Raw genomic sequence first — 14400 nt, forward strand, 5'->3', positions numbered from 1 at the left:
TGTAGCGTTTCACCCATGGCGTGCTCCGAGGGCTGCTGTCGGACTTGGTGTAGCAACTTGATTCTACAGAGCTTTCGCGGGCACGCCAGCCATTACCCCCGATTTCGATGAATAAGGCGGGTTGAAATACCAGCGAAGGTTTTCATCATCTTTGCCGGCGTCTTCCACACCCGGAAAAGCATGCAAGTTGGCTCGAAAATCGCGGCCTAGCCGACGTGCAGCACCTGCATCCTCTGGCCAATCCTCTCCGAGAAGATCTCGGAGATTAAACCGCTGGCCATGAGGCAAGCCGTCGATCCGTTGCGCGATGATCGCGCGGAGTTGTTCAAACACTTCATGATCTTCCATTCTCAACCAAGACAAGCATAGCATGGCCTCCTGTCGCGAAACCATCCTTTCCGCTCTGCATGCGAGGCTTTCGACGCTTCCTGCGACCGTGCTGCGCGGTGAGGTTCTTCCCGAGCGCGTGCCTGCCGAAGGCCTGCTGATCCTGCGTGATGGTGAGCCGGGCCAACCGGATGTTTCAATGTCTCCGCTTGCGTATCATTACGAGCATGACGCTGAAGTCGAGGCTGTTGTGCAAGGCATTGAGCGCGACGAGCGCCTTGACAGTCTCTGCAATGACATTGGTGCAGTGCTTGCAGCCGACCGGACGCTGGGCGGGCTATGTGACTGGGCCGAAGCGAAGGCACCACGCACCATCGATCTGCCCATCGAAGGCGCAGCAACCCTCAAGGCTGCCATCGTGACGGTGACACTTCACTATACATCGCTGGAGGCATAGACTTGCGAGACGCAAAAAAAGCTGCTCATTCCTAAAAACTAGGGTCGAACATTGTAGACAATTAGCTCAACCTCTCCACCGTCTGCCAGATTGTAACTCTCAGAAACTCGAAGCTCAGCATCAACCTCAAATACACAGCGACTTTCGACATTACCAAAAAGGGTGATTTCACATCCTTCAATCAGTCGTCTCGCCTCCCTTCCGGCATCGAATTGAACCGTGAATCGACCAAGATCACTCTGAAAGTAGATTGTATCTCCAATTATTGTTCCCAGCCCACCAGTGAGAGTCGCAGTTTTTCCATTCAACTGCGCATGCAGCTCTGAAATCTGCCCCATCAAGGCCAGAACTTCACCAGTCTGGGTCTCTTCAGCCAATGCCGGGCCAGCAAGTGCAAGTGTGAGCAGAGGTGCCGCTATGAGACTAGACCACTTCATCGATATAAATCCTTCTACTGTTTCAGCGCGCCTAAGCGATCGGTTTCGGTTGGAGTTACTCTGCCGGAGGGGCGTCACTCTTCTTCGGCTTCTTATGAAAGAACAAGAGGCCAGCAAGTATCGCTGAAATAATTCCCCAAACCCACATATCTGGAAAATTTTCGCGAGCTGGGATAGAGGCGAGAAAGGCCAAGCCAAAAAAGACCTGCGCTACACGAGGAACGCCAAAGGCAAATGCGCCACCAAAAAACATGAGAAACGCCGTAAGCATTCCCATGGCGCCCGCTTCACCAGTTGCTTCATCCTCAACAATGCCGGAAAGTCCTGTAATCGTGCACGATTGCATGAGGGCAATAAGGGCAAGCGTTATTCCAATTATTCCAACGGCAATCTTCATCGGTGAGCCTCTGTCTGTTCGGCCGAAGATTGGCAAGCTTGGCCTGTAGGGTCAAGAAAAGTGTTCCGCTAGAGAAGGACGACCAAACATGGCACGAGCCCAAGGGGCGCGGGCGCTGATGGCGCTTGCGTTCGAGACGACCTATGGAACGCCGCCCGTCAGCGGCTTCACGCGCATGCCCTTCGCCAGCACCTCGCTGGGGGCGGAGCAGCCGCTGCTGAACTCGGAGCTTCTCGGCTACGGTCGCGATCCGCTGGCGCCGATCAAGGACGCGGTGACGGCCGACGGCGACGTCGTGGTGCCGCTCGACGCGGAGGCCTTCGGCTTCTGGCTGAAGGCTGCCTTCGGCGCGCCCACGACAACGGGCGCGGAGGCGCCGTACACCCACGAGTTCCAGTCGGGTTCCTGGACGCTGCCCAGCATGTCGATCGAGACCGGCATGCCGGAGGTGCCGCGCTACGCGATGTATTCCGGCTGCGTGCTCGACCAGATCACCTGGCAGATGCAGCGCTCGGGGCTGTTGACCGCCACGGCGCGGCTGGTCGCGCAGGGCGAGACGGTTGGCACGACGACCAGCGCCGGAACGCCTGCCGCGCTGGAACTGAAGCGCTTCGGCCATTTCAACGGGTCGATTGCGCGCAACGGGACCGCCCTCGGCAACGTGGTCTCGGCAGACATCACCTACGCCAACAACCTCGACCGCATCGAGACGATCCGCAGCGACGGGCGCATCGACGGCGCTGACCCGTCCATCGCCGCACTTACCGGCCGGATCGAGGTGCGCTTTGCTGATCAGACGCTGGTGACGCAGGCGATCAATGGCGAGGCCTGCGAGATGGAATTCGCCTACGTCCTGCCGTCCGGCGAGAGCTTCACCTTCACGGTGCACGCCGTCTATCTGCCGCGCCCCCGGATCGAGATTTCCGGGCCGCAGGGCGTGCAGGCCACCTTCGACTGGCAGGCCGCGCGCGACAGCGTCGTCGGCCGGATGTGCACGGCGACCCTGATCAACGACATCGAGGTGTACTGACGATGCTGACGCTCGACCTGACGAATGAACCGCGCTGGCATGATCTCGCTCCCGGTGTGCGCGTGCAGCTGCGTCCGCTGACCACCGCGCTGATGGTGGCGACGCGCAGCGACCCCGCCGTCGAGGCGGTGCCCGAGGAGGCGTCCGACGAAGAACGCGCGGTCGCCTTCGCCAAGGCGCTGGCGCGGCGGGCGGTCCTGTCCTGGCAGGGCATCGGTGATGCCGATGGCGACGTGATCGAATCGAGCCCCGAGGCTATCGACGCGCTGCTCGACATCTGGCCGATCTTCGAGGCTTTCCAGCTGACTTATGTCTCCAAGGGCCTGCTGCTGGAGCAGGAAAAAAACGCCTCCGCGCTCTCGCCGACTGGTCCTTCGGCGGGGGCGAGCGATACTGCGACGCCTGCGCGCAAACCTGCCCGGACTGCCCGGCGCGGCTGAACCGTCCGGAAACTCCGGAGGGCTGGCAGGTCTGGGACCTCGTCGGGCGTCTCGGCGGCCAGCTTCGTGTGCAGCCCGGCGCAGTGATCGGATGGGACATGTCAGCCGCGCTGGCGCTCGGTGACGCGCTCGGCGTGCCGCCGCTCGCGATGGCCGAACTGCTGCCCGTCATCGAAGCGGTGATGGTCGCAAAACTCAACGAACAGATGGATCACTCCCATGGCGGAAAAACGGGTTAGCGTCCGCCTCGCGGCCGTGGGCGGACGGCAGGTGCGCGCCGAACTGGAAGGCGTCGGCGAGGCCGGGTCGCGCGGCTTCGGACGGCTGAGCCGCGAGATGGAGGCGGCCAACGCTCGGCTCGCGGCTTTCTCGCGCCGGGTTCGCGTGGCCGCTGCTGCCGCAGTTGCCGCCGCGACGGCCGCTGGCGTGGCGATGATCCGCTCGGGCCTGCAGACGGTCGATGCGCAGGCCAAGCTCGCGCAGTCCCTCGGCACCACCGTCGCCTCGATCCAGACGCTGGAGCGCGCGGGCGAGCTTGCGGGCGTGTCCATGTCCGGCATCGAGCAGGCGACCAAGGATCTGACGCGTCGGCTCAGCCAGGCGGCCGCCGGGACCGGCCCCGCCGCCGACGCGCTCGACCGGCTCGGGCTTTCGGCCAACGAGCTGATCGCTCTGCCGCTGGAACAGCGGGTGGGCGCCATCAACGCCGCCATCGAGAGTTTCGTGCCTGCCGCCGAGCGCGCGGCAGTCGCGGGTCAGCTCTTCGGCGAGGAAGGCTCGATCGCCATGTCGCGGATCGACACCGCGACGCTGCGCCAGGCGACAGAGGATCTCCTCGCGTTCGGGGTCGTGGTCTCCGAGCAGGATGCCGACCAGATCGAGCGGACGAACGACGCCATCTCCCGGCTTGGGTTGATCTGGCGCGGCCTCTCGAACCAGCTCGCCGTTGCGGCCGCGCCCGCGCTTGAAGCCGTCGCGGATGCCATGGCGGCGGTCGCGAGCCGAACTGGGCCGCTCGGTATCGCGATCCGTAGTCTGTTCGAGAACATCGGCCGCCTGACCAGCTATGCCGCCACCTTCGCGGCCTTCCTCGCCGGCCGCTGGGTGGCTGGAATGGCCGCTGCGGCGCTCTCCGTGCGCGGCCTCGCCACGGCGCTGGTCGTCCTGCGCGGGGCGCTTATCCGCACTGGCATCGGGGCGCTGATCGTCGGAGCGGGCGAGCTTGTCTACCAGTTCACCCGCCTCGTCTCCGGTGCGGGCGGCTTCGGCGAGGCGATGTCGCTCCTGAAGGACCTCGCCGTCGAGGTCTGGGAGCGGATCAAGATGGGCGCTGCTGCGGCGGGTGCGGCCGCCACGGCGATGTTCTTCGACCTGAAGGCCGACGCCGCGTCGGGCATGCAGAGCGCCATCGAGAGTGTCGTCGGATTCGGCAACACGGCGGCGAACACGTTTGAGGGCGCCTACGAGGCGATCAAGGCGATCTGGGGTCTGCTGCCGGCCGCAATCGGCGATCTGGCGTTCCAGGCGGCCAACAGTCTGGTCGATGGTGTCGAGGCGATGCTGAACGGCGTGGTCTCGCGCATCAACGGCTTCATCGGCGGGATCAACCAGGGGCTGGAAGCGCTGGGGTCGGAGCGCCGCATCTCGCTGGTGCCGGACCTCGACCTCGGCGAGATCGAGAACCGTTTCGCAGGCGCGGCAACGGCAGCGACCACCGCCGCGCAGGCGGCCTTCGACCGGGCCTTCGAGGACAACCCGCTGACAGCGCCCGATCTCGGGCTCACGGACGCGGCCACCCGGGCGCTGGAGTCCGCGAACCTCTACCGTGGCGCGGCGCGCGATCTCGCCGAGGGCGCTCGTGCGCCGCTCGAAAGTTGGCACGCGCTTCGCGACGCCGTGCGTGGCACCGACGAGGATGGCGCCGATGCGCTGGCCGAGGCCACGGCCGCGGCGGAGCGGTTCGAGACCGCGCTCGACGGCGCCGGACAGGCCGCAACCGATGCCGGCGCTGCCGCGGGTGCCGCGGCTGCCGCAGCCGAGCCTAATGTGGAGACCGCGGTCACCGGCTGGCAGGCGGTCACGGCAGCGCTGTCGGACTACGCCAGCAAGGCCCGCGACATTGGCGGAGATATCGGCCAGAGCCTCGTCGGCGCCTTCCAGTCGGCCGAGAACGCGGTGGGCCAGTTCGTGAAGACCGGCAAGTTGAACTTCCGCGACCTTGTCACCTCGCTGCTGGCCGATCTCGCCCAGCTGGCGGCGCGGCGGTTCATCCTTGGGCCCATCGCCAATGCGCTCTCCGGCGTGTTCTCCGGTGCGGGCGGCGTCTTCGCCAGCGTCCTGCACTCGGGCGGCATGGTCGGCTCCGCGGGGCCGTCGCGCATGGTCCCGGCCATGGCCTTCGCCGCTGCCCCCCGGATGCATGGCGGCGGCATGGCGGGGCTACGCCACGACGAAGTCCCCGCGATCCTGCAACGCGGCGAACGGGTGCTGTCGCGGCGGGAGGCACAGAGCTACGGCGCGGGCGGCGGTGTCAACGTCACCATCATGGCCCGCGACGCCGAGAGCTTTCGGCAGTCCCGCACCCAGGTCGCGGCCGACATCGCCCGCGCCGTGTCGCTCGGGCGGAGGGGCATGTGATGGCGTTCCACGAGGTCCGCTTCCCAGACAATATCAGCCGCGGCGCGCGGGGCGGGCCCGAGCGGCGCACACAAATCGTCGAGCTTGCCTCCGGCGACGAGGAGCGCAATGCAAGCTGGGCGAACTCCCGTCGGCGCTACGACGTCGCTTATGGCATCCGTCGCGCCGACGATCTGGCGGCGGTCGTCGCCTTCTTCGAGGCGCGAAACGGCCGCTTGCATGGTTTCCGGTTCAAGGACTGGGGCGACCACAAGTCGACCCTGCCGTCCCAGACGCCAGCGCCGACCGACCAGGCGATCGGCACCGGAGACGGCGCGACCACCGCTTTCCAGCTGGTGAAGCGCTACGCCTCCGGTGCGCAATCCTGGACGCGTGCCATCGGCAAACCTGTGGCCGGAACCTTGCGCGTCGCACTCGATGGCGCGGAGGAACTCGGCGGCTGGTCTGTCGACACGACCACCGGTGTCGTCACCTTCGACACCGCGCCTTCGGCGGGCGTTGCCATCACCGCGGGCTTCGAGTTCGACGTGCCGGTTCGCTTCGACACAGACGCTCTCGACGTGACGCTCGACCTCGAGCGGCTCGGCTCGATCACCTCCATCCCGCTTCTGGAGATCCGGCGATGAACGACACCGGCAACTTCGTCGCGGCCGTGCTGCGCGAGCTTGCGGCCTCAACGGCCGTGATCCTCGCCGCCTGGGGCGCGCTCGGCGGCGCCACGAACGCGCTGACCACGAAGATGCGGCTGCGCGATGCGCTACGGCACATCCTCCTCGGCGGCCTGATCGCGGCCGGGATGGGCAGCCTGTCGATGGCCGTCATCACAAGCTGGATGGGCCTGCCAACGGAGGCGATCCCGGCAGGCGGCGCGGCAGGGTCCGCCGCCTATCTCGTGGGCGTCTTCGGGCCTGCCTTCATCGAAGTGCTGCTCGCCCGCCTGCGCCGCGCCAAGCAGGGCGACGGCGATGAATGACCTTCTCCGCCTCGCGCGCTCCCTCCGCTGCGACCCCGCCGATCCTCGGCAGGCCTTCCGCCACCGCTTGGCGGTAGGCCTCGCCGTCGCGGCTCTGATCCTGATCCTCTCGCTTCTCCGGTAATCCCATGCACATGACCGACCGGGGCCTGCTGGCCCTCGTCCGGCACGAAGGACTCGTGCCCGGACCCTATCTCGATGTGAAACAGGTCTGGACCTTCGGCATCGGCCACACGGCCGCGGCCGGACCGCCCGATCCGGCCACCATGCCGCGCGGCATGCCTGCCGATCTCGACGCCGGGATCCGCGAGGCGTTCCGGGTCTTCCGAGCCGACCTCGCGCGCTACGAAACCGCAATCCAGCGCGTCGTGAAGGTGCCGCTCAAGCCGCACGAGTTCGATGCGCTTGTCAGTTTCCACTACAACACTGGCGGCATCGCAAAGGCCGCACTGACCCGGCACCTCAATGCCGGAAATCGCCTTGCAGCCGCCGACGCGTTTCTGAACTGGCGGCGACCGGCTTCCATCATCCCCCGCCGGGAGGCGGAGCGCGACCTGTTCCGCCAAGGCCGCTATCCCGGCGGCACGATCCCCGTCTGGTCCGTGGATCGCACGGGCCGAGTCGATTTCTCCCGACCAATCCGTCGCCTGACCGAGGATGAGGCTCTGGCGCTGCTGCGGCCGTCGCCGCTGCCGCCGGTCCTCGATCCTGCACGCGACGCGCCGACCGGCTGGCTCGCCCGGCTGGCCGCCTTCTTTTCGACCATGATCCGGAGGGCCTGATCCCCATGCGCTACGTTCGCCCCAACTCGCTCACCTGGTGGGCGGGACTGCTCGCCATGCTCACCGGCATCGCCTCCCTCGCATTGCCTTCCACTGGGCCCCTCGGGGAACTGTCCCGTCTCGTCGCGCTGCTCGCCGGCAGCGGCGATGCCTCGCCCGCGGGGCTGATGTTCCTCGGTCTGGGTCTGATCGGACTGCGCGACCGGATCGAGCGCGGGTTCCGCGGCGATGCTTGAGTTTCTCGCGGGTCTGTTCGTGGGCGGCTGTCTCGGCGTCTTCGTCGTTGCCCTCTGCGTCGCCGCCGCGCGCGGGGAGCGGGACGATGGCTGATTTCCTGATCTGGCTGGTCGCGGCTCTGGGCGCGGTCGGGGGTGTCGTCCTCGGCCGGGTCTGGGGGCGCGTGGAAGGGGAACGCGTGGGCAAACGGGAGGCGGAGCGCGATGCGATGGAGGACAAGAACGAGCGCGTCGAGAGGGGGCGCGACGCGGTTCGCGATGGCCGTGGCGCTGGCGATCCTGCTGACCGGCTGCGCCGCAACGATGGGCGCTGGTGACGCCGGCTGCGCCTCCTATGCCGAGGCGCGGCTCGCCCGGCCTCCTGCCGAGACCGTCGCGGAGGTGCCACCGGACTGGGCGGACTGGATCGCCGATCTCGATGACCGCATGACGGGAACCTGCCGATGAAATCCCTCTCGCCAGCGCTGCAGGCCCATCTCGACGAGGGGACGACCACGCTCGCCTGGTGCTGGCGCATCACCCGTGCCGACGGCGTCACCTTCGGATTCACCGATCACGACCGGACGCTGACGTTTGACGGCACGGAGTTCGAGCCCGAGAGCGGGCTGACCGCCTCCGAGGTCCGCTCGGGCTCGGACCTGTCGGTCGATGCGCAGGACGCCGAGGGCGTGCTGACCTCCGACCGGATCACAGAGACCGACATTCTCGACGGCCGCTGGGACAATGCTGAGGTCGAGGTCTGGCGCGTGAACTGGGCCGACACGGGTCAACGTGTGCTGATGCGGCGCGGCGCCATCGGGCAGATCCGGCGTGGACGGCTCGCCTTTGTCGCGGAAGTCCGCTCGCTTACCCATGTGCTTGGCCAGACGGTCGGGCGGACCTTTCAGGCAACCTGCGATGCCGCGCTCGGCGACGCGCGCTGTGGCGTCGATCTCGAGGATCCCACTTTCAAGGGTGCGGGCGCCGTGATCGACCTGCTGCGGGATCGGGCCTTCACCGCCTCGGGCCTCGGCGGGTTTGAGTCGGGCTGGTTCACCTTCGGCACGCTGGACTGGACGAGCGGCGCGAACGCGGGGCGGCGCACGGAGGTGCTGGGGCACGACGTGACCGACGGCATCGCGATCCTGACCCTGCTCGAAGCGCCGGTGCGCGCCATGTCCGAAGGCGACGCCTTCACCATCCGCGCCGGTTGCGACAAGCGGATCGAGACCTGCGGCGCGAAGTTTGCCAACACCTCCAACTTCCGAGGTTTTCCGCACATCCCCGGCCAGGACACGATCCTGCGCTACGCGACCAAGGACGGCGGCCACGACGGAGGCGTGCTGTGACGCCGGCCGATCCGGAGAGGGTCATCGCCGCGGCGCGCGCGTGGCTGGGAACGCCCTACCACGACCAGGCGAGCCTCAAGGGCGTCGGCTGCGATTGCCTCGGGCTGGCCCGCGGCGTCTGGCGCGAGATCGTCGGTCCCGAGCCGTTTCCGATCCCGCCCTACAGCCGCGACTGGGGCGAGACCGGGCCGCGCGAAGTGCTGGCGGAAGGCGCACGAAACATGATGATCGAAGTGTCGCCCACCGATGCTGGGCCCGGCGCGCTGGTGCTGTTTCGGATGATGCCGCGCGCCATTGCCAAGCATGTCGGCATCCTGACCGGGCCAGACAACTTCCTCCACGCCTATGAGCGGCTCGGCGTGATCGAGGAACCGCTCACTCCATCGTGGCGGCGGCGCATCGCCTTCGCCTTCCTGTTTCCTGACGAGGTCTGACCCGTGGCAACACTTGTCCTCGGCGCGGCCGGCGCCGCCATTGGCGGGTCGATCGGCGGCGCGATCCTCGGTGTGAGCGCCGCGACTATCGGCGGTTTCGTCGGCTCCACGATCGGCTCGGTGGTCGACAGCTGGATCGTGTCCTCGCTCGCGCCGACGCAGCGGATCGAGGGGCCGAGGCTCGACAGCCTCCGGATCACGTCCTCGACCGAAGGAGCCGTCATCCCGCGCGTCTACGGCCGGATGCGCATGGGCGGCAACGTGATCTGGGCGACGGATTTCCGCGAGGAGACCAAGACCACCACGCAGGGCGGCGGCAAGGGCGGCGGGGGTGGCGGCAAGGTCAAGACGACCGAGTATCTCTACTACGCGAGCTTCGCGGTCGCGCTCTGCGAGGGTCCGATCACCGGCATCGGCCGCATCTGGGCGGACGGCAAGCTGCTCGACACCGCCGGGATCACCTGGCGATGGTATCCGGGCGATGAGGCACAGGCCGCGGACCCCTTCATCGCCGCGAAGATGGGCGCGGCCAACACCCCTGCCTATCGCGGCACGGCCTATGTGGTCTTCGAGGAACTGCCGCTCGGCAACTACGGCAACCGCCTGCCGCAGCTCTCCTTCGAGGTCTTCCGCCCGCTCGCCGATCCCGACACCGCCGAAGGGCTGACTCGCGCCGTCACCATGATCCCGGCCTCAGGCGAGTTCACCTACGCGACGACCGGCATCCGGAAGGGCAGCGGAGGGGCGCAGATCCCCGAAAACCTGAACGCGCTCTCGGATACCGCCGACATGGTGGTGGCGCTGGACCGCTTGCAGGCCATGGCGCCGAAGGTGGAGAGCGTCAGCCTCGTGGTCGCCTGGTTCGGGAACGATCTGCGCGCGGGTGACTGCACCATCCGCCCCGGCGTCGAGGTGCCGGACAAGACCACGAGCCCGCAGACGTGGAGCGTGAACGGCGTGAGCCGATCCGCGGCCCATCTCGTGAGCCGGGACGACCAGAACCGGCCGGTCTATGGCGGCACGCCAGCAAATTTCGCCGTGGTGCAGGTGATCAAGGAGATGAAGGCCCGCGGGCTGCGCGTGACCTTCTATCCGTTCATCCTGATGGACGTCGCTCCCGGCAACACGCTGCCGACCCCGTACAGCGACAACGCCGCCGAGACGGGCCAGCCGGCGTTCCCCTGGCGCGGCCGGATCACCTGCTCGCCCGCGGCGGGCTATGCCGGCAGCGTCGACAAGACCGCCGCAGCAGCGAGCCAGGTCGCCGCCTTCTTCGGCGGCGCCAGCCCATCCGATTTCACCGTCTCGGGCGAGACCGTCTCCTGGATCGGCGTGGCCGGCGATTGGGGGCTGCGGCGCATGGTGCTGCACTACGCCCATCTCTGCGCGGCGGCGGGCGGGGTCGACGCTTTCCTGATCGGGACGGAGATGCGCGGGCTGACCACGATCCGCTCGGGCGCGTCCAGCTATCCGGCGGTACAGGCCTTTCGCGATCTGGCGGCCGACGTTCGATCCATCCTCGGGGCGGGCACGGCGATCAGCTATGCAGCCGACTGGTCGGAGTATTTCGGGCACCAGCCGGGCGACGGCTCGGGTGACGTGTTCTTCCACCTCGATCCGCTCTGGGCCGATCCGGAGATCGATTTCATCGGGATCGACAACTACATGCCGCTGTCGGACTGGCGGGACGGCTTCGAGCATGCCGATGCGCAGGAGGGCTGGCCCGCCATCTACGACCGGGCCTACCTGCAGGCCAACATCGCAGGCGGCGAGGGCTTCGACTGGTTCTATGCCAGCGCCGCCGACCGAAGCGCGCAGGTCCGCACCGCGATTGCCGACGGCGCCGCCGGCAAGCCGTGGGTCTTCCGTTACAAGGATCTCCGCGCCTGGTGGGCGAACCCGCACTATAATCGCCCGGGTGGGGTGGAGAGCGGCACGCCGACGGCGTGGGTGCCGGCGTCGAAGCCGATCTGGTTCACCGAGCTTGGCTGCCCCGCCATCGACCGGGGCACGAACCAGCCCAACGTTTTCTTCGATCCGAAGTCGTCCGAGAGCTTCACGCCGCATTTTTCGCGGGGCTGGCGCGACGACGCCATCCAGCGGGCCTATCTCGAGGCGACCTACCTCTGGTGGGGCACCCCTGCCAACAACCCGGTGTCCTCGGTCTACGGCGGCCGGATGGTGAACGTTTCCGAATGCGCCGCCTGGACCTGGGACGCGCGGCCCTATCCGTTCTTTCCGGCGCGGACCGACGTCTGGACGGACGGCGCGAACTGGCGGCTGGGGCACTGGCTGACCGGACGGCTCGGCGCTGTGTCGCTGGCCGCATTGGTCCGCCACCTCTGCCTGCGCGCGGGCCTGCCCGAGGATCGCATCGACGTCACCGGCCTCTGGGGCGCGGTCGAGGGCTACGCCATCGGCGCACTCGAGAGCCCGCGGGCGTCCATCACCACGCTCGCCCGCCACTTCGGCTTCGACGCCGTCGAGACCGAAGGCGTGATCCGGTTCGTCATGCGTGGCCGGGCGGAAGTGACGAGCGTCTCACCGGACGATCTGGTCGCCACGCGAGAAGGCGACGTTCTCGAACTCACCCGCGGCCAGGAGACCGAACTGCCTCAGGCCCTGAAGTGGCAAGTCGCCCGCGCCGACGAGGATTACGAGGCCGCGCAGGTCGAGGCCCGGCGCATCACCGTCGACACGACCCGCATCGCCTCCGAGAGCTTCCCGATGGCAGTGCCGCCCGAGGAGGCCGAACGCCGCTGCCGCCGCGCGCTGATGGAAGCGTGGACCGGCCGCGAGAGTGCCGTGTTCCGCCTGCCGCCGTCGCGGCTGGCGCTCGATCCCGCCGATGTCGTCACCTTCGCTCATGACGGTCGCGCCGTCCCGCTGCGGCTCGTCTCCATCGCCGATGCCGACGCGCGCGGCATCGAGGCGGTGCGCCAGGATCGAGAGGCCTACGACCTGCCGCCCGGCGCGCCGCGACCCTCGGCGCTCTCTCAGGCGGTGGTTTTCGGCGCGCCCGAGGCGGTGCTGCTGGACCTGCCACAGCTGACCGAGGACCAGCCCGCGCATCGGCCATTCGCGGCGGCGCATGCCGCACCGTGGCCCGGCGAGATCGCGGTGTTCCGCAGCCCCTCGACTGACGGCTTCGAACTGCTCACCAGCTTCGGCACACGCGCCCGGATCGGCACGCTCGTCTCGGACTTTTATGCCGGTCCGACCTCGCGGTTCGACCTCGGCAATGTCCTGGTCGTCGATCTGCTCACCGGCACGCTGGAGAGTGTCACCGACCTGACGCTGTTCGGCGGGGCCAACGCGCTGGCCATCGAGAGCGCGCCCGGCGTGTGGGAGATCGTTCAGGCGGGCGCGGCGGAACTGCTGGCGCCCGGCCGGTATCGCCTGACCCGCTTCCTGCGCGGCCAGCGCGGCACGGAAGGCGCCATGGGCAATCCCTCGCCCGCCGGCGCGCGGGTGGTGGTGCTCGACGACAGCCTCCCCTCGCTGCCGACCGCCGAGGCGGACATTGGCATCCCTTGGAACTGGCGCATCGGCCCGGCGAGCCGCACAGTCAGCGACGAGACCTATGTGGCGCAGGCCTTCAAGCCTGAGGGGGTAGGGCTGCGGCCGTTCTCCGTCGCCCATGTCGAGCAGCCGTGGCGCACGCCACGCAGTCCCGGCGATCTGACGATCCGCTGGACGCGCCGGTCGCGCGCACTCGCGGCCGACAGCTGGGGCGGGCTGGAGGTGCCGCTCGGAGAAGAGCTCGAAGCCTATGAGGTCGAGATTCTCGATGGCGCTGCCGTGAAGCGGGTGCTGAGCACGACCACGACCAGCGCGGTCTACACGGCCGCACAGCAGAGCGCCGACTGGGGCGCGCCGCTCGGCCCCGGCGACACGCTCGACATCCGCATCTTCCAGCTCTCCGCCCTCGTGGGGCGGGGCGCATCCACGTCCATCACGCTAAGCTTCTGAGGCTCCCATGTCCGACGCCACGACCCATCTCCTGCTGCCCTACATCCTCGCGGCGCAGGCCCAGAAGCACGTCACCCACAACGAGGCGCTGCGGATCCTCGACGGGCTCGTTCAGCTCTCGGTCCTCGACCGGGACCTGACGGCACCGCCGGCTTCCCCCGCCGATGGCGACCGCTACATCGTCGGCTCGGGCGCGACGGGCGACTGGGCGGGCTGGGATCTGAACGTCGCGCTCTGGACCGATGGCGCCTGGCTGCGCCTGCCGCCGCGGACCGGCTGGCGCGCATGGGTCGAGGACGAGGGACTGCTCCTGGTCTACGACGGCGCGGGCTGGGTTGGGACGACACCGGCTGCGTTGCAGAACCTCGCGCTGCTTGGGCTTGGCACCACCGCGGATGGGGCGAACCCGTTCTCGGCCAAGCTCAACGCCGCGCTCTGGACGGCGAAGACCGTGGCCGAGGGCGGCACGGGCGATCTGTTCTACACCATGAACAAGGAGGCGGCGGGCGACGATCTCGGGCTGACGCTGCAAACCGGCTTCGTGACCAAGGCGCTGGTGGGGCTCTTCGGCTCTGACCGCTTCCGGCTGGCAGTCTCGGCCGACGGCAGCACCTTCTTCGACGGGCTCATCGTGGACAACGCCACCGGCATCGTCGACCTACCCCGGCTGCCCCGGTTCAAGGCCTGGACCAACTACGACAACTACGTTGGCGTGGGGACCTGGACGAAGATCGGCCTGAACAACACCGACACCAACGATCAGGGGGCGTTCGACGCCGCCAACAACCACTTCGTCGCGCCCGTGGACGGCAACTACCTCTTCGCCCGCAGTATTCACCGAATGCGTCTGAGCGGCGGATTTGGCGGTCGTGGGCCGGTCGTGAGGACCGGTCGAGGGTTGTGCAGACCCTCCCGAGCGGCGCGACGCCTGTTGACGGTGCGCGTGGGCC

At 67.9% G+C, this 14400-nt stretch carries 19 protein-coding genes; 16 read left to right on the plus strand and 3 right to left on the minus strand.

The genetic code is table 11. From position 1 onward, the window contains the following. Positions 1-63: 63 nt before the first annotated feature. Positions 64-348 carry a DUF1413 domain-containing protein gene (locus tag DLJ49_RS21510; protein WP_147277359.1) on the minus strand — a complete coding sequence of 95 codons (285 nt, stop codon included), beginning with the start codon at positions 346-348 and terminating at the stop codon, positions 64-66. Between the two features lie 22 nt (positions 349-370). Between DLJ49_RS21510 and DLJ49_RS19580 the strand changes: the two genes are divergently transcribed. Further along, on the plus strand, positions 371-784 hold the full coding sequence (locus tag DLJ49_RS19580; RefSeq protein ID WP_115395211.1) for an acyl-CoA transferase: 414 nt from the start codon (positions 371-373) through the stop codon (positions 782-784). Between the two features lie 38 nt (positions 785-822). Here the strand turns inward: DLJ49_RS19580 and DLJ49_RS21515 are convergent, their stop codons facing one another. Both DLJ49_RS21515 and DLJ49_RS19585 read right to left on the minus strand, forming a co-directional pair. Then, complete coding sequence (locus DLJ49_RS21515) at positions 823-1221, minus strand: hypothetical protein (RefSeq protein ID WP_147277360.1); 399 nt, start codon at positions 1219-1221, stop codon at positions 823-825. A gap of 55 nt (positions 1222-1276) precedes the next feature. Continuing rightward, on the minus strand, positions 1277-1618 hold the full coding sequence (locus tag DLJ49_RS19585; RefSeq protein WP_115395212.1) for a hypothetical protein: 342 nt from the start codon (positions 1616-1618) through the stop codon (positions 1277-1279). Positions 1619-1706: 88 nt separating this feature from the next. Here DLJ49_RS19585 and DLJ49_RS19590 point away from each other — a divergent pair, with 88 nt between their 5' ends. The 15 genes from DLJ49_RS19590 to DLJ49_RS19650 form a co-directional block, all read left to right on the plus strand. Continuing rightward, positions 1707-2648 carry a phage tail tube protein gene (locus DLJ49_RS19590; RefSeq protein WP_115395213.1) on the plus strand — a complete coding sequence of 314 codons (942 nt, stop codon included), beginning with the start codon at positions 1707-1709 and terminating at the stop codon, positions 2646-2648. Positions 2649-2650: 2 nt separating this feature from the next. Then, positions 2651-3088, plus strand: a complete 438-nt coding sequence (locus DLJ49_RS19595) for a hypothetical protein (RefSeq protein ID WP_115395214.1) — start codon at positions 2651-2653, stop codon at positions 3086-3088. Positions 3089-3186: 98 nt separating this feature from the next. After that, a complete protein-coding gene (locus DLJ49_RS22600) occupies positions 3187-3327 on the plus strand; it encodes a DUF7697 family protein (protein ID WP_023851451.1) in 141 nt (46 codons plus the stop codon). Then, positions 3308-5725 carry a phage tail tape measure C-terminal domain-containing protein gene (locus DLJ49_RS19600; RefSeq protein ID WP_115395215.1) on the plus strand — a complete coding sequence of 806 codons (2418 nt, stop codon included), beginning with the start codon at positions 3308-3310 and terminating at the stop codon, positions 5723-5725. The genes DLJ49_RS22600 and DLJ49_RS19600 overlap by 20 nt, the downstream gene beginning before the upstream one ends. Continuing rightward, a complete protein-coding gene (locus DLJ49_RS19605) occupies positions 5725-6351 on the plus strand; it encodes a DUF2460 domain-containing protein (protein WP_115395216.1) in 627 nt (208 codons plus the stop codon). The genes DLJ49_RS19600 and DLJ49_RS19605 overlap by 1 nt, the downstream gene beginning before the upstream one ends. Further along, positions 6348-6698 carry a hypothetical protein gene (locus DLJ49_RS19610; protein ID WP_115395217.1) on the plus strand — a complete coding sequence of 117 codons (351 nt, stop codon included), beginning with the start codon at positions 6348-6350 and terminating at the stop codon, positions 6696-6698. The genes DLJ49_RS19605 and DLJ49_RS19610 overlap by 4 nt, the downstream gene beginning before the upstream one ends. Positions 6699-6826: 128 nt before the next feature. After that, positions 6827-7480 (plus strand): lysozyme, encoded by a 654-nt coding sequence (locus DLJ49_RS19615; protein WP_115395218.1) that lies wholly within the window; start codon positions 6827-6829, stop codon positions 7478-7480. A 5-nt stretch (positions 7481-7485) separates the two neighbouring features. Then, positions 7486-7716, plus strand: a complete 231-nt coding sequence (locus tag DLJ49_RS19620; RefSeq protein ID WP_115395219.1) for a hypothetical protein — start codon at positions 7486-7488, stop codon at positions 7714-7716. Next, positions 7709-7810 carry a DUF3789 domain-containing protein gene (locus tag DLJ49_RS22605; RefSeq protein WP_115395220.1) on the plus strand — a complete coding sequence of 34 codons (102 nt, stop codon included), beginning with the start codon at positions 7709-7711 and terminating at the stop codon, positions 7808-7810. The genes DLJ49_RS19620 and DLJ49_RS22605 overlap by 8 nt, the downstream gene beginning before the upstream one ends. Next, positions 7803-8033 (plus strand): hypothetical protein, encoded by a 231-nt coding sequence (locus DLJ49_RS21520; protein ID WP_147277361.1) that lies wholly within the window; start codon positions 7803-7805, stop codon positions 8031-8033. Before DLJ49_RS22605 ends, DLJ49_RS21520 begins: the two co-directional genes overlap by 8 nt. Continuing rightward, positions 8020-8163, plus strand: a complete 144-nt coding sequence (locus DLJ49_RS21925) for a hypothetical protein (protein ID WP_155992549.1) — start codon at positions 8020-8022, stop codon at positions 8161-8163. Before DLJ49_RS21520 ends, DLJ49_RS21925 begins: the two co-directional genes overlap by 14 nt. Continuing rightward, positions 8160-9044 (plus strand): DUF2163 domain-containing protein, encoded by an 885-nt coding sequence (locus DLJ49_RS19635; RefSeq protein WP_115395222.1) that lies wholly within the window; start codon positions 8160-8162, stop codon positions 9042-9044. Before DLJ49_RS21925 ends, DLJ49_RS19635 begins: the two co-directional genes overlap by 4 nt. Next, positions 9041-9478: an NlpC/P60 family protein gene (locus DLJ49_RS19640; RefSeq protein ID WP_115395223.1), complete on the plus strand. Its 438-nt coding sequence runs from the start codon at positions 9041-9043 to the stop codon at positions 9476-9478. Before DLJ49_RS19635 ends, DLJ49_RS19640 begins: the two co-directional genes overlap by 4 nt. A gap of 3 nt (positions 9479-9481) precedes the next feature. Further along, positions 9482-13450 carry a baseplate multidomain protein megatron gene (locus tag DLJ49_RS19645; RefSeq protein WP_115395224.1) on the plus strand — a complete coding sequence of 1323 codons (3969 nt, stop codon included), beginning with the start codon at positions 9482-9484 and terminating at the stop codon, positions 13448-13450. 7 nt (positions 13451-13457) lie between these two features. Next, a partial coding sequence (locus DLJ49_RS19650; RefSeq protein WP_233489304.1) for a DUF2793 domain-containing protein occupies positions 13458-14400 on the plus strand: 943 nt, incomplete at its 3' end.

The organism is Rhodovulum sp. 12E13 (assembly GCF_003340565.1).
Classification (GTDB): Bacteria; Pseudomonadota; Alphaproteobacteria; order Rhodobacterales; family Rhodobacteraceae; genus HLUCCA09.